General features: G+C 38.2%; 16 protein-coding genes and 2 pseudogenes. All 18 read right to left on the reverse strand.

The features are described 5' to 3' along the window. Nucleotides 1-9 precede the first annotated feature (9 nt). Complete coding sequence (locus B4240_RS10105; RefSeq protein ID WP_296238889.1) at nucleotides 10-1,392, reverse strand: hypothetical protein; 1,383 nt, start codon at nucleotides 1,390-1,392, stop codon at nucleotides 10-12. Nucleotides 1,393-1,409: 17 nt separating this feature from the next. Then, a pseudogene (locus B4240_RS10110) lies at nucleotides 1,410-1,901 on the reverse strand (N-acetylneuraminate synthase family protein); the annotation flags it as partial. 77 nt (nucleotides 1,902-1,978) lie between these two features. After that, nucleotides 1,979-3,022: a pseudaminic acid synthase gene (pseI, locus tag B4240_RS10115; RefSeq protein WP_296238891.1), complete on the reverse strand. Its 1,044-nt coding sequence runs from the start codon at nucleotides 3,020-3,022 to the stop codon at nucleotides 1,979-1,981. 1 nt (nucleotide 3,023) lies between these two features. Beyond that, nucleotides 3,024-3,974 (reverse strand): ATP-grasp domain-containing protein, encoded by a 951-nt coding sequence (locus B4240_RS10120; protein ID WP_296238893.1) that lies wholly within the window; start codon nucleotides 3,972-3,974, stop codon nucleotides 3,024-3,026. Beyond that, complete coding sequence (locus tag B4240_RS10125) at nucleotides 3,971-4,792, reverse strand: formyltransferase family protein (RefSeq protein ID WP_296238895.1); 822 nt, start codon at nucleotides 4,790-4,792, stop codon at nucleotides 3,971-3,973. The genes B4240_RS10120 and B4240_RS10125 overlap by 4 nt, the downstream gene beginning before the upstream one ends. A 14-nt stretch (nucleotides 4,793-4,806) precedes the next feature. Further along, nucleotides 4,807-5,814, reverse strand: coding sequence for a PseG/SpsG family protein (locus tag B4240_RS10130; RefSeq protein WP_296238896.1), 1,008 nt, complete (start codon nucleotides 5,812-5,814; stop codon nucleotides 4,807-4,809). Next, nucleotides 5,811-6,509 (reverse strand): pseudaminic acid cytidylyltransferase, encoded by a 699-nt coding sequence (gene pseF, locus B4240_RS10135; RefSeq protein ID WP_296238897.1) that lies wholly within the window; start codon nucleotides 6,507-6,509, stop codon nucleotides 5,811-5,813. Before pseF ends, B4240_RS10130 begins: the two co-directional genes overlap by 4 nt. Further along, complete coding sequence (pseC, locus tag B4240_RS10140) at nucleotides 6,506-7,663, reverse strand: UDP-4-amino-4,6-dideoxy-N-acetyl-beta-L-altrosamine transaminase (protein ID WP_296238899.1); 1,158 nt, start codon at nucleotides 7,661-7,663, stop codon at nucleotides 6,506-6,508. Before pseC ends, pseF begins: the two co-directional genes overlap by 4 nt. Beyond that, entirely contained in the window at nucleotides 7,664-8,662 is a 999-nt protein-coding gene (pseB, locus tag B4240_RS10145; protein ID WP_296238900.1) for a UDP-N-acetylglucosamine 4,6-dehydratase (inverting), read from the reverse strand. A 36-nt stretch (nucleotides 8,663-8,698) separates the two neighbouring features. Then, on the reverse strand, nucleotides 8,699-9,637 hold the full coding sequence (locus tag B4240_RS10150; RefSeq protein WP_296238901.1) for a phytanoyl-CoA dioxygenase family protein: 939 nt from the start codon (nucleotides 9,635-9,637) through the stop codon (nucleotides 8,699-8,701). 3 nt (nucleotides 9,638-9,640) lie between these two features. After that, a complete protein-coding gene (locus B4240_RS10155) occupies nucleotides 9,641-10,777 on the reverse strand; it encodes a glycosyltransferase (RefSeq protein WP_296238902.1) in 1,137 nt (378 codons plus the stop codon). Between the two features lie 48 nt (nucleotides 10,778-10,825). Beyond that, on the reverse strand, nucleotides 10,826-12,625 hold the full coding sequence (locus B4240_RS10160) for an ABC transporter ATP-binding protein (protein ID WP_296238904.1): 1,800 nt from the start codon (nucleotides 12,623-12,625) through the stop codon (nucleotides 10,826-10,828). A 10-nt stretch (nucleotides 12,626-12,635) separates the two neighbouring features. Then, the gene (locus B4240_RS10165; RefSeq protein WP_296238905.1) at nucleotides 12,636-13,676 is read right to left on the reverse strand and encodes an NAD-dependent epimerase/dehydratase family protein; all 1,041 of its coding nucleotides are present in this window, start codon (nucleotides 13,674-13,676) and stop codon (nucleotides 12,636-12,638) included. Between the two features lie 41 nt (nucleotides 13,677-13,717). Further along, a pseudogene (gene tviB, locus B4240_RS10170) lies at nucleotides 13,718-14,994 on the reverse strand (Vi polysaccharide biosynthesis UDP-N-acetylglucosamine C-6 dehydrogenase TviB). Nucleotides 14,995-15,058: 64 nt separating this feature from the next. Further along, nucleotides 15,059-17,020 carry a polysaccharide biosynthesis protein gene (locus B4240_RS10175; RefSeq protein WP_296238908.1) on the reverse strand — a complete coding sequence of 654 codons (1,962 nt, stop codon included), beginning with the start codon at nucleotides 17,018-17,020 and terminating at the stop codon, nucleotides 15,059-15,061. Nucleotides 17,021-17,072: 52 nt separating this feature from the next. Then, nucleotides 17,073-19,337: a polysaccharide biosynthesis tyrosine autokinase gene (locus B4240_RS10180; RefSeq protein ID WP_296238910.1), complete on the reverse strand. Its 2,265-nt coding sequence runs from the start codon at nucleotides 19,335-19,337 to the stop codon at nucleotides 17,073-17,075. 45 nt (nucleotides 19,338-19,382) lie between these two features. Then, the gene (locus B4240_RS10185; RefSeq protein ID WP_296238911.1) at nucleotides 19,383-19,814 is read right to left on the reverse strand and encodes a low molecular weight protein-tyrosine-phosphatase; all 432 of its coding nucleotides are present in this window, start codon (nucleotides 19,812-19,814) and stop codon (nucleotides 19,383-19,385) included. A 34-nt stretch (nucleotides 19,815-19,848) separates the two neighbouring features. Next, nucleotides 19,849-20,922 (reverse strand): polysaccharide biosynthesis/export family protein, encoded by a 1,074-nt coding sequence (locus B4240_RS10190; protein WP_296238913.1) that lies wholly within the window; start codon nucleotides 20,920-20,922, stop codon nucleotides 19,849-19,851. Nucleotides 20,923-21,104 lie beyond the last annotated feature (182 nt).

The raw sequence follows: 21,104 nt of genomic DNA on the forward strand, positions 1-21,104 counted from the left end.
TATAGGTGTTTATAAGTTTAATGGCTGTATTGGTGTTGAGCGACCCTCTTTTAATGCAATTAAACATTCCGCCACTAAAGTACCTTCATTGCCTTCCCATGGGGTACTATAGGTTGAGCTATAGTAGCGTATTGCTAAATCACGTACTTTGTTACTCAATGGCTTTTGCTCAATAATGTTCTTAATTTCGTCAAAGTCATCAGCTATGACTGCTAGACCAGATTTTACATACCCATAATAATCAGGACTATTAGTTGGTGACATCTGATAATAAATTGGTAAAACACCAGCTAAAGCAGCTTCTAAGTGAATACTGCTATTTCCCGAGACCAGCCAACTAGTACGTGCAAAATATTGGTCAACAGTTTCTAAATAAGGGTCGCTAAAAGAAATATTTTCTACCTCGTGGAAGTGATTTTTCAAGCGATCTATATCACTTTTACCTTGTCTTGGATGCCATCTAATAATGATTTTTTTATTAAGAGTAAGTAACTGATCAGAAAGCTCAAGTACATCTTTGATATTGTCTAGCGTATTAATAGCAAAGCCAATATTCTGCGCAGGCAGAGACTTATTACTATTAAATTTATTTATAGGTTTCTTCTGTCCCGTTAAGAACACTTTTGGCTTAGGTATGTCTCTATTAGTACCTGGTTGATTAGCCTCACATTGTTTGTATGTATCTAATGCGCTTTCACCATCTAAGAATGCATAATTAACACGTAAAGCAGGGAAAATGTTACTTACAGAAGCATGCTGTAAATAGGCAGTTTTAATACCTAGTTCATGGGCAACTGCTAAAAGGCATCTATTTGGTATGCTGTGATCATTTGACGTAATCACACATGACGCTTGACTCTCAGTTAGTGTCCTCTCAAAGTAAGCTAAATAGCTATATACGCTACAAAATTCCGAATACCAATACTTTAGTGCATTTGGATGTAAGTTCTTTAAGTCAGTATATAGTTTTGGGGTTCGGATTAGCATGAGAAAGATACTTTTAATGACATCATTATGACTAAGCTTTAACGCCTGATAATCTTTCCATCTTGTATCAGAAGCCAGAGACTCAGAAGTAATAGCAATAACTTTTTGATCCTTTATCTTTAAAGCATCTATTGTAGAGCTTAGTGAACTTAATTGATTATTCGTACCTGCAAAAACATAATAGTCACATTTATTGGTACTTTTATTAGAGTTTTGTGGGACTAGGTCTAACGTTCTGACTATTGAATAAGGGTGCTTAATAAACTGTAGTAAAAACCCTGAATGTCGAGACTTCCTTTCAGCTAAATGGGTTATTTTATCCAGTTGTTGGCCTTGTAGATATGAGAGCCATACTTCAGGCTCTTTCTCTAGGATTCTTTTAGCTACGCTATACCACTTAAACATATTGAAACCATCTTATATTATTTAATTTTATCAAATCTAACAGCAGTATTTTTCTTTACATCAACCGAGACCTTCTTCCCAACAACCTCGTCCAAAAACTTTGGAGCCAACCCGAATCCCGGTCTGACACTGCGCACCGCATTTTCAGTAATAATATCTCCAGCTTTTAAATCTTTTACAAAGTATAACGAGCGACGAAATTTAATATTGCCTTATTAGCTACACTTACGCCCATAGTCCACTGAGCCAAGAGCTTGCCAAGCTGTCTTGCTATCTCGGCACAACTCAACTAAATCTTCTGGCTCAAGCGAGAAGCTATCATCAGGACCACCACCGTTACGATCTAAAGTGAAGTGCTTTTTAATGATAGAGGCACCTAATGCCACACTGGTAACTGCTGTTGTACTATCACTGGTATGGTCAGAAAGCGCTGTTATGAATGCAAAGCGCTTTCACACATTAAAAGTACTATGTAAGTTATAATCTTCAGCCAGAATAGTGAAGTTGGAATAGCTTATTCTTTACATATAGTAGTGCATAATACGTTAAATTATAAAATATTTAAACTTATGTAGCAGCTATATAGCTAGTCAAATAAATTCCAACTAACAGGAGTGCCTTTCTTAACATTTTGATTAACTTTTTTACCTAATAGGACATCAAAAAACTTCGGAGGTAGACCAAGGCCAGGACGAATACGTCTTAAGTTTGTAGTAGTTAAGACATCACCAGCTTGCATATCCTCACCAATATATAGTGAGCGTCTACGCAGACGAGCTTTCTTTTCTGCCTCAGTAGGACCATATTGTACTTTACCTAGAGCTAGCCAGGCACGCTCTGTTTCGGTCACTAGGCTATTAAGCTCATATGGTTCTAATGAGAAGTCAGCATCAACACCCCCTTCTGCTCTGGATAAAGTGAAATGCTTCTCGATAATTGTAGCGCCGAATGCAACTGCTGCAACAGACGCCCCAATACCCATAGTATGATCTGATAAGCCTACTTCACAACCGAACAAGTCTTGCATATGAGCGATAGTTCTTAAGTTAGTATTTTCTGGAGAGGCAGGGTAAGTGCTAGTGCATTTTAGAATAGCCAAATCTTTGCAGCCATTTTCACGAGCAGTTCGGACAGCATCATCTATCTCTGCTAAAGTGGCCATACCAGTAGATATAATCATTGGTTTACCAGTTTGAGCTACTTTCTTTATTAGTGGTAAGTCAATAGATTCAAATGATGCAATCTTATAAGCAGGCATATTAAGTGATTCTAAAAAGTCTACAGCTGTTTCATCGAAAGGTGAGCTAAAGCAAGTCATATCGTGTGAGGCAGCTCTTTGAATAATTGCTTCATGCCATTCCCATGGCGTGTGAGCCTTTTGATATAATGAATACATATCGTTACCTTGCCACAGAGAGTTCTTGTCAGAAATAAAGAATTCTCCTTCAGCTATATCTAGAGTCATTGTATCTGCTGTATATGTCTGTAACTTGATAGCATGAGCGCCAGATTTTGCTGCAGCATCAACAATTTCAAGTGCTTTATCTAATGATTGGTTATGGTTACCAGACATCTCTGCAATGATATAAGGTGCAAACTCTTTGCCAATACTTCTATTATTAATAATCATATTATTTCAACCTCGTAACGGAATTGTATTTAGATCCTACTACCCCATATTCATGGGTTAGATATTCTGAAGGTGCTGATTTTCCTCTTGCCCAACTAATGAGTGCCCCAGGAATATTTGCTCCAGCAATATGGCTAAAAGCATAACTACCTCCAAATCTGACATTGATATCAATGATGTAGAACTTTTCATTATGTTCAATAGCTTCAACATCAATACTTCCTTGGTGTCTCAAGGCCTCTGAGACTTTTTTTCCTACTAGGTGCAGTTCTTTGTTGTCTTCAGTTATAGCAACCTCAGTCTCTTCTGTGCCCATTTTTAATCTACGTCTTATAAAAGTAGTGACGAAGTTTGAATGTAAGTCATTTAATATGTCGAAACAGAACTGAGGACCATCTAGAAGTTCTTGGACTACGAAAGCCGAAGGGTCTTCTACTACAGACCGATATTCAAGTACTGAATTAATATCTTTAAATTTCTTTATTCCCCTACTACCTCTACCTAAGCGTGGTTTAACAATGTACGGGCCAGAGAAACTATTTAAAGAGAAGTCAGATAAAAGCTTTGTTTTAGGGTATTGTATACCAGCATTTTCCAACAATTCTTTAGCTAGATATTTATCAGTTATACGCTTAATAGTATCTTCTTCAGCACCTACTAGCTTGCATCCAATACTATTAAGCTGATCTTTTATCGAGGCTAAAATAATTAAATCAGGCTCATACAAACTTAATACTAAAGATACATTGTTCTCCTTACATATAGAGAAGAACCAATCTTTATAACTAGGAGAATCAAGAGTAGGAGCAACAAAATACTTATCAGCTATAGAAAGGCTTGGTGAGAACTCATTATTGTCACAAGCAATCAAATACGACTCTTCGTCAAGAAGTTCTTTAAACCAAGATACTAGGTTGACTTGTTTACCAGAGCAGCTGATTAGGATATTCACTTTTTCTTCCTATTATTTTTAAATGGATCAATTAAGGCTGTGTTATTTCTGATTTTTGACGATTTTTCAGGAGTAAGATATATTTTTTGATTGCCTATCTCAATATAAGCTCTTTCATACCCTGGAAATTCAAAGGCGCGAGCAGCCCTCTCCAATATATATGGCTCATCACTGAAATGAAATGATCTATTACCTTGTGCGTGATTAGAGTTATAAGATTGAGCAACTTCATCATTATTCAAGAAAATTTGTTGGTTGGTTGCAGCCTCTTTACCTAGATTGATTTTATCTATATTATCTAAAAATAAGCTTTGTAGAGTAGATTGTGTTTTAAGGAAAATATCATAGGCAGTCATTTGGCTATTAACTTCAAAGTTTTGTCTAGCAAGTATAGGCCCAGTATCTATATGTTTATCTAGATAATGAAGAGTTGCTCCAGAGTGAGTGGCGCCTTCCATTATAACGTGAGTTGGTATATTAAGTCCTCTCCATCTAGGTAGAAAGCCACCATGAAAGTTTAAAATGCCTTGTTCAAATTTATTAATTACATCTTCCTTAATAAGCTTAGGCCATCTTACAGTTAGTCCCATGATAGGTCTCTGCTCTAGCTCTAGTATTAGCTGTGAGTCATCTAATATTGGTATATTATTATTCGATGCATATTCATATAAGGCTGGTAAGTCAATTTTGTGATGACTGAAGTCTCTATTTGTATCTTCTGTTACTACACCGATAAGATTCAGTGCATTAGACTTCTGAATAGTATCAACTACCCAACTAGCCAGTGGTTGGTTACCAAATAAAATTATATTAGTCATTTTTTTACCATGAATTAATGAATTAATTGAATTATTTCTTGAGCTATTCTTACCTTGCCTAAACCATCTACTAAGCCAGTAAGTTTTTGTTCAAAGTAAGAGCGCTCTGTAATTAGGCTATCGAATGAGCTAATAAGTTGTTCAGAAGATACCTTGTCTACTGGCCCTATGTAATAGCCTGCTCCCAAATTGCTCCACGCTTTAGACTGGTTAATTTGTTTTTCATCTGTAGCAATAATGAGCATAGGGATTCTATAAAAGGCAGCTTCAAAGGTTGTCCCCCCTCCAGCAGTAATCATAAAGCTGCATTCTGAGTATAGTACTGGAACATTGTTAGGATTTATCATTAAGTTCACATTAGAGTGTAAACTTTCGATTATCTCTTTAAGTAGTTCATTATTAGGATTATGCTTTCCACTTATAATAGTAAATTGATAATTTGGAAAGTGTTTACAAACCGAGTTTAAAGTTAATTCAATAGCACCTCTATCAGAACCACCTCCGAAACAAACGAGAACCTTGTCGTCTTCGCTATCTTTAATGTTATTATTTAGAAACTCATCACGTAGAATTGCATATTTGGCTCCTAAGAGAAATTTAGCATTTGTTAATTGACTAAAATGATACTTTTCTTTTGTTGCAGCGGGACTAGTATTGAGAATTAGATTAACGTTTAAAGAGGCATTGAAGTTTGCTTGAAACTGAAGAGTCTTAATACCATAGCTTCGTAAAGTATTTAGATACTCTGCATTGATTCTATAGTCATCTAAGACAATAAACTTACCATTTATTTGCTTATAAACGTCTAATAAAAAGCAAGCATCTTGAAAGCTGTCCTCCCATGAATCAATAGGAATCCAATGCTTAAATACTAGATCATCTTCTTTAGTTTTGTATAATAAAGAAGGTCCAATCATAGCCACATCATGGCCCATGTTTTTTATTGTATACGCAACTGCTCGGCATCTTATTAAATGCCCAAACCCAATACTCGAATTTGCGTCTGTTCTAAATACAATCACTGATTTACCTTATAGTCTAAAGACTTTCGCATTAGCTCAGCTCTAATCCAGTCATCTTCAGTATCTATATCTTGTACTGCAAAGGATGGAAGTACATATGCGGTACTACTTTCAGATACTGAATCAAGGTTGTCGAGAAAAGCTTGAGTTTTACCCCAGTAGAACTGGCCTGCATCATGAAAAGTACGTTCTAAATCTTGAGAGCGTGTATTACGGTGCTGCGGATTTGTCCGTTCAAGGCCTCCGTTTTCTAGAAACTTGAAGGCTCGTTGAATGGGATAGCTGAACTCACCAGCAGAGAAAACAAAGTTCTTATTTGAGTTGATTAGTTCACTGTACGCTTCTCTTATGTACTTCTCATCAAGTAAAGGAGATGTAGCGTAGATACAACATACATAATCAATTGGCCCATAAAGCTTTTCAAACTCTTTAATAGCATGGTTGATAACTGGGCGAGTTGCAGTATGATCATCGGATAGCTCTTTCGGGCGCATGAAGGGGACAACTGCCCCCCAGTTTTTAGCTACCTCAGCAATTTCTGAGTCATCAGTGGATACAATGATGTAATCAAAGCAACCACTATTTTTTGCAGCTTCAATCGCCCATGCAATCATGGGTTTTCCGCAAAACTCTTTAATATTTTTACGAGGTATGCGTTTACTTCCGCCACGTGCAGGAATAACAGCTACTTTCATACCAATAACTCTCTTAAAGTATCTACTACTTGGTTTTGCTGCTCTTCAGTCATGGTTGGGAACATAGGCAAACTGATAGCTTCTTTATAGTATTGCTCAGCTTCAGGGAATTGACCTTCGTTAAAGCCCATTTCTTGATAGTAGGGCTGCAAGTGTACTGGAATATAGTGAAGGTTCACTAAGATGCCTGCGTCACGCATACCATTAAATACCTCAAGGTGCGTTTTGGATATCTTATCTAACTGTAAACGAATGACATATAGATGCAGACCAGAATAGCTATCCTCATGTTGCCAGGGCAATGTAATAGGCAGCTCTTTTAGTAACTCATTATAATGATCAGCTAGCTCATGACGTTTAGCTACATACTCATCTAAGCGCTGCATCTGAGAGACGCCTAACGCTGCTTGCAATTCTGTCATGCGATAATTAAAACCTAACTCTATTTGTTCATAATACCAAGGACCATCCATAGGTTTGGTCATGAGGCTAGAGTTACGCGTAATACCATGACTACGAAATAGGTCTAATTTTTCTGCCAACTCAGCATTATTAGTCACTGCCATGCCACCTTCAGCGGTAGTCACTATTTTTACAGGATGGAAGCTAAATACAGTAATATCACTATATCGACAATTACCAATAGGCTCGCCTTTATATTTACCACCGATGGCATGCGAAGCATCTTCAATAATTTTGAAGCCGTACTTTTTGGATAAATTATAAATCGCTTCCATATCGCAAGGCTGACCACTGAAGTGTACCGGAACCACTACTTTGGGTAATTTTCCCGATTTTTCGGCATCAATCAGTTTCTTCTCTAACTCTTTCGCACATAGATTATAAGTACTGGAATCAATATCCACAAAATCAACTTGTGCACCGCAGTACAGTCCGCAATTTGCTGAAGCGACAAAAGTATTTGGTGTTGTCCAAATCCAATCACCTTTTTCTAACCCCAATGCAATACAAGCAATATGCAATGCAGATGTGGCACTATTGACCGCCAAAGCATATTTTGCATTACAAGCTTCCTTGACCGCTTGTTCAAATGCAGGAACTTTAGGACCTTGAGTCAGAAAATCTGATTTGAGAACTTCAACAACAGCATTAATATCTTGTTGATTAATATCTTGGCGGCCATAAGGAATCATTTAGATACTCCCGATTTTATCACGGTTAATGTCTATCCACTCTTGCAGATCAGCGTCGCTCATCCATTCGCTATTGTTATCACTGGCGTATTCGAACCCTTCAGGAACACGTTTACCATCTTTGATTCGTGCAGGATCAGTTGCCCATTTATTGATAGTAGGTAAAATTTTGAAGTGCTCTGGATACTCGTAAGTATAATAAGCATCTTCAACACTAATCATTTGCTCATGTAGCTTTTCACCTGGGCGGATACCAATAACCTCTTGCTTTGCTTCTGGAGCTACAACACGAGCTAAGTCTGTCATTTTCATCGATGGAATCTTTTTAACGTAGATTTCACCGCCTACCATATCTTCAAAGGCATGCCATACTAATTCAACGCCGTCTTCTAAAGAAATCATAAAGCGGGTCATACGGTCGTCTGTAATTGGCAACACACCTTTGTCTTTAATAGACATAAAGAATGGAATAACTGAACCACGAGAGCCCATTACATTTCCATAACGTACGACTGAGAACTTAGTACCATGCTCTCCAGAATAAGAGTTAGCTGCTACAAACAACTTATCAGAGGCAAGTTTAGTAGCACCATAAAGGTTAATCGGGCTACTGGCTTTATCTGTAGAAAGTGCTACGACACCTTTCACGCCTTTATCAATACAAGCATCGATTAAGTTCATGGCACCATTAATATTAGTTTTTACACATTCAAAAGGGTTATATTCGGCTGTAGGAACAATTTTGGTTGCAGCCGCATGAACGACATAATCTACGCCATCTAATGCACGGTATAAACGTTCTTTGTCACGGACATCGCCAATGAAAAAACGAACCCTGTCATCACCAACGAATTTTTTCGCCATATCCCATTGTTTCATCTCATCGCGTGAAAAGATGATAACTTTTTTAGGATTGTATTTAGCTAGGGTCATTGGAACGAAGGTGTTACCGAATGAACCTGTACCGCCTGTGATTAGAATTGTTTTGTTTGTTAGCATAATTTCTACTCTATATTTAGTTTTTAGCTTAAGGTGTTATTTTGGAGCACAGTTAATAGTCAAGACTCTTCTTTTACCTGTTTTAGATTGTGGAAAACCTCTATGGCTACCAGATTGATCAGATATAACAAGAGAACCTTTAGGGGCTAGTATTGGATATACTTGATCAAAAGGTACAACAGGTGTTTCGGTTTTGGCCTTTTGGTTTTTAGATAGATATTGATTTATTCGATGATAATGCGAGTCCTTATGGCTACCTTTAACATAGGTGTAAGGGCCATTATCGAGTTCTAAGACATCGGTTAAATATATAAAAATCTTTATCTGTTCTTGATATGTGTCAACATGAAACCCACGAGTACTAGTTATTCCTGAGTTTACATAAGAGTTTAAGTTTCGTATAACTAGTGGAGTAGGTAGTGAGTTTAGTAAGTTATTCAGAAAATGGTTATTTACTATTTGATCAATTATCTTTTCACCTTTAGTTCCTTTCAGTAACTTATCAACATTAAATATGTCAATCATACCCTCATCAGAGCCTGATCTTATATCTAAGGTTGCTTTTGGATATGCAGCCAGAGAAGCGTATCCTTTTATCTTACACTGCTTAGTTTGAATAAGAGCTAGCTCATCTTCATAATATTTCTCTTTTTTAAGTTTTAATAAAAAGTCATTGCTGTAGCTTTCAATAAGTTGACATAGCTCTTCGATATGACTGGCTTCTACAAAGCTTGGAGTAATAAAGATACCATCATTACTCAATCTTTGAACTGCATCTGAAATTTTATTTTTATCATCGGCAGTAGGTAAGCTGATATCTTGAGATTTATCAATATAATAATCTTTACCATTCATTAAGATATTTTGAATATGCTCAGCATTAAGTTCATCAATATCTTTTTTTGACAAATCAGAAGTTACATGACTGTTTTTTCTAGATATGCTAAGCTCTACATTAAATAAGTTTAACTTCATTTATTACTCCAAATCCAAAGCGTTACAGAATTGATTAAGCATTTTACTATTTGTAATATCAGTCGTAGTGAATCGAAACTTCTCAGAACTAGCCCAGGTAATAGATTGATCAAAATAGTGAGCTGGCAGTCTTCTATTTAAATTATCTAAATTAGTGAGTTTTCGGTCATATTCTTGGTTATGATTTTCAAAAAGCACTTTGAAATATTCATGAAGCTTTTCAATTGAACTCGACTCACTAAGATCTTTTCTCAAATTAACGGTATCAAAATCAAAGTTATTATAGCTTTCAACAGCATTAATTAAGGATTTATGAGCCTGTTCATAATCATCAAAATAAATTGAATTATTTTTGTTTAAATAATCTCTTCCACCTCCTTCCATATCGGATTTAACAACTATAGGGAGGCCACAAAGTTGAGCCTCCTTAATAACCCGACACTCTCCTTCTTTTTGAGAGAAAATAGTGAAAACTTTAGATTGGTTATACATATGTGAAAGGAATGAGTAAGAAAAACCTTGAAAGCCAGTCTCAGGATGAGTTTTTATGATAGTAAAGAGTTCTCTTTCTTTAGAATTAAACATACTAAAGTAGTCATCCAAAATATTGGTATAGAAATTATGCGAGTCCTCATTCTTATTAGATGCAATTATGAATAAAACCTTATATTGATATCCACTATCGTATATATTTCTAATCGATTTGAGTAATTTTGGATAATTTTTTTTGTGATCATTTTTTGCAACACATATTATATCCCAATACTTTTCTATATTATTATTTCTCATGACTTCGGGTGTGAAGTTTGCTGAGTTCAGAGGAATTATAAATGGATTATTTACAAAGGTAGCTGTCCCATTTGCTGTCATATGGAAGTCTACCCATTTAGGAGATACTATATCCTTTGATGCAAACCCCCAGTGTATACCTATAAGATATTTATTCCTTATTAAATCTATTTGCTTATCAAAATAGTTTTTGACTAATAAATTCTTATATGATTTATTGAGAAATACCTTAGGATTGCGAACCATCATTTGATTAGGTCTAAACTTATAGTTGAATAAGTTAAACTCTTTATGAGTAAATACAATAATGCCTTTTGAATACTCTGTAGGATGTTTAAATATATGTGCCATTAAAGTTCCTTGCTTTTATATACTTATGATATTAGGAATGTAGTTTCTCTAAGAATGCTCTGCCATCTCTCTAAATTTAGGATTATTATCCACAAGCTGTTGGTAGGTGCCTTGATCAATAACTTGGCCTTTTTCCATTAGATAGATGGTGTCGCACTTTTGTACGGTCTTCAGGCGGTGGGCAATCATGATAATGGTTTTTTGACCAGTAAAGTCATGGATGGCATCCATAATAATTTTCTCAGTAATGCCATCAAGCGCGCTCGTTGCTTCATCAAATATTAAGATGTCTGCTTCATTGTATAAAGCCCGTGCAATACCAATACGCTGACGTTGGCCGCCAGATAGCTGAACCCCACGCTCACCCACTTTGGTATGAAGTCCTTTAGGTAACTCTTCAACCAGTTCAGTTAAATGTGCCAGCTCAATAGCCTTCAGCACTTGATTATAATCAATCTCATTAGCGGATATCCCAAAAGCAATATTTTCAGCAATACTACCTTCACTTAAGAAGATGCTTTGAGGGACAAAGCCTAAGTTATTTTGCCAACCTCTGATATTATTTTTAGTGACAAGTGTGTCATCAATATATATTTCACCAGATTGAGGGGGGAGTAACCCTAGAATAATATCAATTAACGTGGACTTACCTGAACCCGAAGATCCCACAATGCCTATGACATGATTGACAGGAATAGAGATGCTGACATTATGGAGAGCGTACTTCTCTTTGTTTGGATAAGCAAAACTAATATCATCAAGCCTAATTTGTTGCTCAAGCTTTAGCTTAGGAAATTTTGTCTTTGCATTTAGCTCATTCTGAGTAATTTCTGATTGTTTTAAGTCTTGTTTTACAGCTTCAAAAGCTGCAGAGTTACCTTTAATCTGTGTAATACTAGAATATATTTGCTGTAAAGCAGGCAATAGTTTAAAACAAGCCAAAGCATAAATAGCCAGTATAGGAAGAACCTGTCCTAAGTTTCCGTCATAACTTTTTATTAAGACGAGCACTAAGCTAATCATAGCCCCGAAAGCCAGTAGCTCTACAAAGAATCTTGGTACCATACTGATAGTATTATTGGTTCCCACTGCTCTAGCTTGCAGTCCTCCGTGCTCTGTAAACTTATTTATAAAGTCATATCTCCGATCTAATAGCAATACATCCTTAATACCACCAAAGCCTTCGTTCATTAACCTAAACCTGTGGGTAGAGGCTGCTGAGAGTCTACGACCATTAAATATGAGCGACTTACGAACAAGCTTATACATGATCATATAAGCTAAAACAAAAGCAGATATGCCTGCTAGAGCTATTATAGGATTGTAGATAAAGATACTGATTGAAATAAATAAGGCCAATACTAGCTTAGCATTAAGATTCATTAAAGGCTGAATAATACCATTACTGATCCTATTAGCCTCAGTAGAGACTTGTTTAGTAAGCTGGGCACTACTCCCACTGGCATGAAATAACCAAGACTGCTGCATATAGTAAGTGTATAGGCGGTCAGACAGCTCTGTACCCACACTTGCTCCATATACGGCTAAACGCCATGTAGTAAGCATAGAAACTATGGTAGATATGGTAAGCATTAAGAGCACTAGACAGCCTGCAACAAATAGAAAGTCGACAGGATTGTTTATTCGAGAAAGCTGGTAAAGCTTAGAGTAAATGCCTTCCTGCTGTAATAAGCTAGGATCGCCTACTAATGCCATAAAAGGGGCAATAGAGGCGATACCTAAAAGCTCTGTAAAAGCCATTAGAATGACTAAGAACTGCAGTATGTAAAAATGCTTACGCTGTTTGTCCGAAAGTAAAGAAAAGAGCTCTTTTATTACGCTTAACATATAATTTCAACTACAGTTTATTGTTTAGTGAGGCAACATACCAAGCCATGGCTTCATTAATACCTTTAGAGATATTAAATTCTGGTTCATAGCCCAATAAGCTATTGGCTTTACTCACATCCGCTTGGCTATGACGCACATCACCTGGTCTAAAGTCACGATAGGTCGGCTCCTGCTCATAGGTCACACCGTTATCTGCTAATGCTGATTTAATGGCATTAAACAACTCATTAAGTGTTGTACGATCACCAACAGCAACATTATATACTTGATTGGTAGCGTCTTCATTCTGAGTCGTGGCTGCTAAGATATTGGCTTGTACTGTATTTTCGATATAGCAGAAGTCGCGGCTGGTCTCGCCATCACCATTGATAAATACCGTGTCATTTTTAATCATGGCAGCAGTCCACTTAGGGATTACCGCTGCATAAGCACCGTCTGGGTCTTGACGACGACCAAACACATTGAAGTAGCGTAAGCCTACACTCTTAAATCCATAAGAGCGAGTGAATACATCGGCATACAGCTCATTCACATATTTAGTGACCGCATAAGGGGATAGCGGCTTACCAATCTTGTCTTCTACTTTTGGTAAGCCAGGATGGTCGCCATAAGTTGAGCTACTGGCTGCATAGGTAAAACTCTTCACCTCTGCATCACGAGCAGCGGTTAACATGTTCAAGAAGCCTGAGATGTTAACTTCATTAGTGGTGATAGGGTCAGCTAGTGAGCGAGGAACTGAGCCTAGCGCTGCTTGGTGCAGCACGTAATCAACGCCTATACATGCTGCCTGACAGTCATTTAAATTACGAATATCACCCTCTATAAAAGTAAAGCTCTCCCACTGCTCAGCGCTTACTAAACTCTTTACTTCATCTAAATTATGCTGAAAACCTGTAGCAAAATTGTCTAACCCAACCACTTTTTGATCAAGCAATAATAGTGTCTCAAGCAAATTAGAGCCAATAAACCCAGCAACCCCAGTAATTAGCCAAGTTTTGGGAGCTTGTACTAGTATCTCTTTTACCTTCTCGTACGCGATCGCAGTCATAATATCTCTCTTGTATGGTTTTCTTATGTAACTTTAAAAGGCTATAAGCGGATATCAGTATCTTCTTTAGTGAAGACATACTTTAGATCATATAGCACATGATTATGTTTACCTAAACTTCTTATATGCGCTACGCCCATATCGACAAACTCACTGTGAGCTACTGCTAAAATAATACTATCATAGCTATTGGCTGTAGGCTCATTGACAGGCTTAACACCGTACTCTTTTTGAGCCTCTACAGCATCTACCCAAGGGTCATAAACATCGACTTCGATATTATATTCTTCTAACTCATGGACGATATCGATGACCTTGGTATTACGCACATCAGGGCAGTTTTCTTTGAAACTCAGCCCTAAGACCAGGACTTTTGCCCCTTCAACCTGAATGCGCTTTTTGATCATGGTTTTAATAAGCTGCGTGGTGACGTATTCGCCCATGCCATCATTGAGGCGACGACCTGCCAAAATAATCTCAGGATTGTAGCCAATCGCTTGCGCCTTATGCGTAAGGTAGTATGGGTCGACACCGATACAATGCCCACCGACCAGACCTGGACGGAATGGCAAAAAGTTCCATTTGGTGCCTGCAGCTTCTAGTACTGCCTGCGTATCGATACCCATTTTATTAAAGATAACGGCAAGCTCATTGATAAGGGCAATATTCACATCGCGCTGGGTATTTTCAATCACCTTTGCTGCTTCAGCTACTTTGATGCTTGCTGCTTTGTGAGTGCCGGCAGTAATAATTAAATTGTATACTTCATCCACGAAATCAGCGACTTCAGGTGTTGAGCCTGCCGTTACTTTTAAAATATTGGTAACACGATGCTCTTTATCACCCGGGTTAATACGTTCAGGACTATAACCGGCATAAAAGTCTTGATTGAAGGTTAATCCAGAAACTTTCTCTAACACCGGAATACAAACTTCTTCTGTGGCCCCAGGGTAAACGGTCGACTCATAAACCACAATGTCGTCTTTTTAAGGAGACTACCGATAGCTTCTGAAGCTTTAATTAAAGGAGTAAGGTCGGGCTGTTTATAGCCATCGATCGGTGTCGGGACCGTAACAATAAAAAAATTACAGTCTTTAAGCGCTTGTATATCTGAGCTATAATTCAAATGCGATGCTTGGGTCAGCTCTTCATCACTGACTTCCAAGGTATGATCTATACCTGCACACAGGGCTTCTATACGACTGGCATTAATATCAAAGCCTACTACTGGCAGATGCTTACCAAACTCAACGGCTAGAGGCAAACCCACATAGCCAAGTCCGATAACAGCTATTTTTATATTGTTAATATCTAGCATAATTTTCCTTTGTTCATCTAACCAACTTTAGTTGAAGAATAGCATTTGGGGTATTTATTGAGAGTTATGCAGCTTTAGAGCCTTCTTGATAACCTGCTACAAACTGCTTAAACTGTTGTTTTAGCCAAGGGACATCGAATTGTTTTTGCTTTTCAGTCAGCTCAAACAATACTGATTCAAGCTCATCCAATGGAAAATGGTGTTCTAGCGCTTGCATGATAAGGGGATGATCAGTTGATTCAACATTATCCTCACCGATGATGAGCTCTTCATAAAGCTTTTCTCCATCTCTAAGTCCAGTGAAAATCACTTCGATATCACCCTCAGGATGGGCGGCATCTTTAATATCAAAACCACTTAAGTGAATCATTCGCTGCGCCAAATCGACAATCTTGACTGGTTCTCCCATATCAAGCACAAACACCTCACCACCTGATGCCATTGCACCCGCTTGGATAACTAAATTTGCTGCTTCTGGAATCGTCATAAAATACCGAGTCACATCAGGATGGGTGACCGTAATCGGCTTACCTTGCTCGATCTGCTTGGTAAATAACGGTACTACAGAGCCTGACGAGCCTAGGACATTACCAAAACGCACCATACTAATGCAGGTCTGGCTATCCGTCTGGCTTAGTGCTTGGCAAACCAATTCTGCCAAACGCTTAGAAGCGCCCATTACATTGGTCGGTCTTACTGCTTTATCGGTCGAGATTAAAACAAAAGTCTCAACATTTGCTGCAATCGCGGCTCGGGCACAGTGATAAGTACCTTTAGTATTATTAATAACACCTTCAAAAGGATTATGCTCTACCATTGGCACATGTTTATAGGCAGCTGCATGATAAACCGTTTGGATGTTATAGAGATTCAGTATTCTAAGCAGGTTGGATTCATTGGTGACATTACCGATGACTGCAACGATTTTAATATCTTGATAAGCAGGCGTATTTGCTTGCTTAATGGTTAGCTCTTGATGGACGCTATAAAGCGCAAACTCGGACAGCTCATAGAGTACTAGGCATTTTGGCTTATTCTTGATTACTTGACGACATAGCTCGCTACCGATAGAACCACCAGCGCCTGTAACTAACACGCACTTATCTTTAATATTCATCTGTAGCAATTTTTCATCAGGTTCGACAGTCTGTCTGTCTAGCACATCTAAGATATCCACTTTGCGCATACTACTGACGGTCACTTTTTCGTCAGCGATTTCCTCTAGACTGGGCAATTCTTTAATCTTTATAGCGATGCCCGAAAGTTTATCTATAATCTGGCGTTTTTGCGCGCGGCTGATAGAAGGAATAGCTAAAAATACCTGCGCAATATCTAATTCTTCTACTAAGCTTACTAAATCATGAGCCGGATAAATCTTTTTACCGAGCAAATAAGCACCAGCAAGCTGTGGATCATCATCAACGTAAGCCACAACATTATATTTATGTGAGTTTCTTAAACCCTCTAATAAATCTCGACCAGCCTCTCCGGCGCCGTAAATAACAACATTATCATAAACACCATCGTCTTTAAGGCGACGCTGGGCTCTACCGCTCCAGCGCATTAAAATCTCACGAATAATAAGACGACTATTCCATAACCAGATAAAGAAGAAAAATAGAAAGATAATGGGAACGGAGCGCGGTATATCTTCTGAAGGATTTAAATAGATGATAATCTCGTAAACAACGATGAGCACAAAGAATAGCTTTGCGACACTACCCATCACCGTATCTAAAAAACCACGTGCGACGCCTTTATAAAAACCAATCAAATATAAACCGACGATGGGCAGCGTACCATAAGATAATAATATAATAGGACTAATGTTATGAGCGATATCACCATAGCGCAACGACAACGCTAAGAACAGACAAACTAAAGACATTGCCAAGTCTGTAGTGAGTAAAATCGCTCGTTTTACACTACGGGGCAACGATAACAAGTATTCGGCTATACATTGTAGCCAGCCAGTTTTGCCATTAAGTGATGGATAATCACTTGACGGTTTTGAATTAGTAGACATAACACTCAACCACTTAAAAACGTGAATTTTGGTAGAATCCCCAAAAAGCTAACTATTGGTTATTACCATAAGCATAACTATAGTGATAACTATATTTGCTCATAATCCCTTGTTGTACATCGTTGAGAATGATACCGTCGACCTTTATATTGGCTTTATTCATCTGATTAACCGCATAAACCAGCTGCCCTTCTATAGAATCGTCGTATCTAGTGACCATCAATACCTTATCCGCGTGCTGGGCTAGTATCATAGCGTCAGAGGCAGCCAATACTGGTGGCGAGTCGATTAAAATATAATCATAGTGCAAATTAAGCTCTGCCATTAAATGATTAAAACTGCCATTGGATAATAATGAAGCAGGGTTACGCGGATGCTGGCCGCGTGGCATAAAGTCAATATTATCTATGCCTGTTGGATGAATAAAGCTTGCTAGGTTATTACTCTCTTGGCTAGTAATAACTTCTGCTATTTGGGTATTAGGTTTTGATAAATGAGTTACATCCTGTGATAAATAGTCCGCCAAGCCATTATCTTGGCTCATGCTAAACATTCTATGTAGCTCACCCAAGCGCATATCAGCATCGATAATCAGCACTTTTTTATCTAACTGCGCAAATACTTCTGTCAGATTTGCAGAGATAAATGACTTACCAACGCCTGGGCTTTCGCCAGTAATCAAGATAACTTTGGCGCGCTGACCAGCCCGCCCTTCTACTGGCATGCCGAACATTAGATTCGTTCTTAAGCTCTTAATAGCTTCATAGCTCAAACTATTATTATCAACATAGGCCAACAAACGATTTGGCGCTTTCTTATTTTTACGTAGTCTGGTGAGTAGTGGCGAACGTGGAATCGTTGCTACTACAGGGACGCCTGTTTTACCCTCAATACGCTCAGGGTCTTTGACCACATTTCTAAGCATATTTTTAAGCAGTACCAGCATCGTTCCAAGCATCGCTCCTAATAATGCTGCCAAAGTAATGATTAGCAGTTTTTTTGGAGCAATGGCTCTATCAGTACTGATGGGCAGGTCAATAATTCGCGCAAAGCCACTTTGTCCCGCTCGGACAATTTTTAATTGCTCATAGTTTTTAAGTAGCGTTAGATAAATCTCTCTATTGATTGTAGTATCGGCAGAGAGCTGTAAGAACTCTCTTTGAATCTCAGGTAAACCGGCGATAGTATCGTCTATCTCATTTTTTCTAGCATTAAGTACCGCCAGTTGCTCATTGATCTGGACAACCAAAGGGTGCTCTTCTGTGTAGTAAGTTGTGAGATCCGCTTTTTTAAGCTTCAATTCATTGAGTTGGGCATCGATTTGCGAGTTTTCTGTCAATAATAGCTCTGCTTCTTTGCCTACATCAATAGTGCCGTACTTTTTACGGAAATCATTAAATACTGCTTCAGAGTCTTCCAGTTTTTTCTTTAACGTTGGAATCTGCGTTTCCATAAAACTAATGGTTTTAGTGGTTTCTTCAGAACCACGCGACTGATTTTGATCAATGTAAGATAAGACAATTTGTTTTAATATCAAGCTGGTTTGTTGCTGATTGGCACCCGTCATAGATAGCTGAATAATGCCTGTCTGCTTACCTTTTTCAACCACAGATAGGGCGCTATTTATCTGGTCAGTCGTGGTTTGAAGAGATTGCTTGGTAATATTCACCGAGTAGCCATCAGCTGGAAGATCATTGACTGTGATTTGAATCTGACCGTCTGTGCCTTTAAATAAATAGCCCTTACCGATCTGACCTTTAAAATCATCAAAACCATTAGTTAACACAAATCCTGTCGCGGAGCGTGTCAAAGTAAAAGGTTGATTTAAATACTCTTGTGAGACATTAAATTGGCTAATTTTTACTTCACCATCTTCGGTTTTAAGAGAGACACCTTCCGGTTTATTTATTTGAGTATCCGTACTATTGCTCTTGATTCTATCCAACGCGCCAATATTAGGATCGGACAAACGAATTCGTAGATGTAACAAATTAACCACTGGCTCTAAGATCATACGCGATCTTATCAGCTCTGCTTCTGCTTGGGCTTTACTGACTTCAGAGCCAATCAGCTCAGAAATATCCGCACCTAATGCGGCAACGCCCTTAGAATTCTCTTCAATTTGGATCAGTGCATCCGACTTAAAAGTAGGATTGACGTATCTGCTATACAAAATCCCTATCACCAACCCTAATACAGCAAAAAACACAATGACTTTCCAGCCACGCAAAATGGCAAACAGTAGCGCCATAAGATCAATTTCGTCATTATCTTCTTTAGAAGCAGCGTTTGATAAGTTCTTTGAATCTGTATTCATAACTGTATGGTCATCACTTAAGGTTAATCGTTTAATAGCAGCTATTTAGCTAATTTTATCGGCCCACTGTTCTAGGCTAACAACAATATCTTGATATGCTGTCTGAAACGCACTCATCTCATGTTTATAGGGGTCGGCAATATCTTTGTCTTGCCAATGACCGAGCTTAAAAGTCTTGCCGCGACAAAACGGCCAGCGCTCTTCGATCCATTTGGTCTGACTGTCTGACATAGTAAAAATCAAATCCGCTTTTTTTGCCAAACCTTCATCGATTTGTTTGGCGACATGACTAGTGATATCGATTTCTTGTTTAGTCATAATCTCTAGCGCGGCAGGATCTGCAGAGTGCCCGACTAAAGCCCCTACCCCTGCAGAATCGATATTTTTATGAGGGTAACGTTGTTTTAATAACGCTTCTGCCATGGGACTACGGCAAATATTGCCGACACACACCACTAAAATATTATCAAATGCCATAATAATTATTACCTATTATTTATAAACCCAATACCTATAAGCCTGAGAGCGATCTAATAGCTGATGTAGAAGGTAAAATAGCGCTGATAACACGATTCCAACGCGTTAAGCCAGTTGGATCGACATAAACAATATCATTCGGGTGCATCTCGAAACGATTGGCTAGCGCAAAGCTGGTTATGGTCTGCATATCTACATAGTAAATATCTGTCGCTCGTGTATTTAAATTATCACGTACCACATATATTTTAGCCGCATTTGCCGTAGCAGAATTAAGCCCTCTAGATTCACCCAAAACCTGCGCTAAACTAATACCTTGCTCTAAAATAGGCACTGGCTCTACTTGACCGAACTCACCCAAAACATATACTTTATTACGGTCTTGGCTATTGACATGAATAGAATCGCCATCCTGTAAATATATTTGGTTGGCTGATAGGCCCATTTGGCGTAACGACTGCAACCCTAAATTATAACTTTTTCCTCGGCGGCTAAGCACTATATTATTCGAGTCCCCGGTAACCGTTGCTCCACCTGCCATAGAAATTGCACTGTATAGAGATACTGGTACATCAGCAATAGCAAACTCACCAGACTGCTTAACATCCCCATCAATAAAGAATTTACTACCACGATAATTTATAATCTTCACTTGTGGATCAGAGTACTTAAGATAACGTTGTAGTTTACTTTGTAAGGTAGCAGTAAATTGTGGCACACTCATGCCACTGGCTTTAATACGACCTATTAGAGGGAATTGAATAAAGCCTTGTTGATCGACTGTCAGACTTGATGTCGATGCATTAATATCCGGATAATCAATAAGGGTAACGCTTATGATATCCCCTTGCTCAATACGATATTCTACTCGCCCGGAGGTTTTGGCTAAAGTATACAAATCATTATCAGTAACAATCGCTTGCTTAGGCGGCAAAGTAGCTAGATTTAATGGTTGCACATTAAACTGTAAACCATTGTCAGCGATAAATGTCCCACTAGGTGGTAGTTCACCTGCTTGTAGTCCAGCATTGATACTAGAGCAACCCGTGAGTATGCTAATCACAAGTATAGACGCCACACTTAATAACTTTGATGAATTGAAAAACATAGAAAAACCTTTATATATCACAGATATAAGTAGCGTCTAGCAATGAGCACAATTGAGACAACCATAATCGAGTATTAAACTAACCATAAAAAACAAAGGAATAATACCACAAGTGGTCGAAGATTGGACAGATAAGGTAAGTTTTTTGGTAAAACTAGGGTGTGTCATCAATTAGCAGAGAT

Source organism: Psychrobacter sp. UBA5136, assembly GCF_002414005.1.
GTDB lineage: Bacteria > Pseudomonadota > Gammaproteobacteria > Pseudomonadales > Moraxellaceae > Psychrobacter.

Excerpts from the sequence above, each read along its gene's own strand:
- B4240_RS10105 (WP_296238889.1), bottom strand. The coding sequence starts at position 1,392 with ATGTTTAAGTGGTATAGCGTAGCTAAAAGAATCCTAGAGAAAGAGCCT.
- pseI (WP_296238891.1), bottom strand. The coding sequence starts at position 3,022 with ATGATTATTAATAATAGAAGTATTGGCAAAGAGTTTGCACCTTATATC.
- B4240_RS10125 (WP_296238895.1), bottom strand. The coding sequence starts at position 4,792 with ATGACTAATATAATTTTATTTGGTAACCAACCACTGGCTAGTTGGGTA.
- pseF (WP_296238897.1), bottom strand. The coding sequence starts at position 6,509 with ATGAAAGTAGCTGTTATTCCTGCACGTGGCGGAAGTAAACGCATACCT.
- pseC (WP_296238899.1), bottom strand. The coding sequence starts at position 7,663 with ATGATTCCTTATGGCCGCCAAGATATTAATCAACAAGATATTAATGCT.
- pseB (WP_296238900.1), bottom strand. The coding sequence starts at position 8,662 with ATGCTAACAAACAAAACAATTCTAATCACAGGCGGTACAGGTTCATTC.
- B4240_RS10150 (WP_296238901.1), bottom strand. The coding sequence starts at position 9,637 with ATGAAGTTAAACTTATTTAATGTAGAGCTTAGCATATCTAGAAAAAAC.
- B4240_RS10155 (WP_296238902.1), bottom strand. The coding sequence starts at position 10,777 with ATGGCACATATATTTAAACATCCTACAGAGTATTCAAAAGGCATTATT.
- B4240_RS10160 (WP_296238904.1), bottom strand. The coding sequence starts at position 12,625 with ATGTTAAGCGTAATAAAAGAGCTCTTTTCTTTACTTTCGGACAAACAG.
- B4240_RS10165 (WP_296238905.1), bottom strand. The coding sequence starts at position 13,676 with ATGACTGCGATCGCGTACGAGAAGGTAAAAGAGATACTAGTACAAGCT.
- B4240_RS10175 (WP_296238908.1), bottom strand. The coding sequence starts at position 17,020 with ATGTCTACTAATTCAAAACCGTCAAGTGATTATCCATCACTTAATGGC.
- B4240_RS10180 (WP_296238910.1), bottom strand. The coding sequence starts at position 19,337 with ATGAATACAGATTCAAAGAACTTATCAAACGCTGCTTCTAAAGAAGAT.
- B4240_RS10185 (WP_296238911.1), bottom strand. The coding sequence starts at position 19,814 with ATGGCATTTGATAATATTTTAGTGGTGTGTGTCGGCAATATTTGCCGT.
- B4240_RS10190 (WP_296238913.1), bottom strand. The coding sequence starts at position 20,922 with ATGTTTTTCAATTCATCAAAGTTATTAAGTGTGGCGTCTATACTTGTG.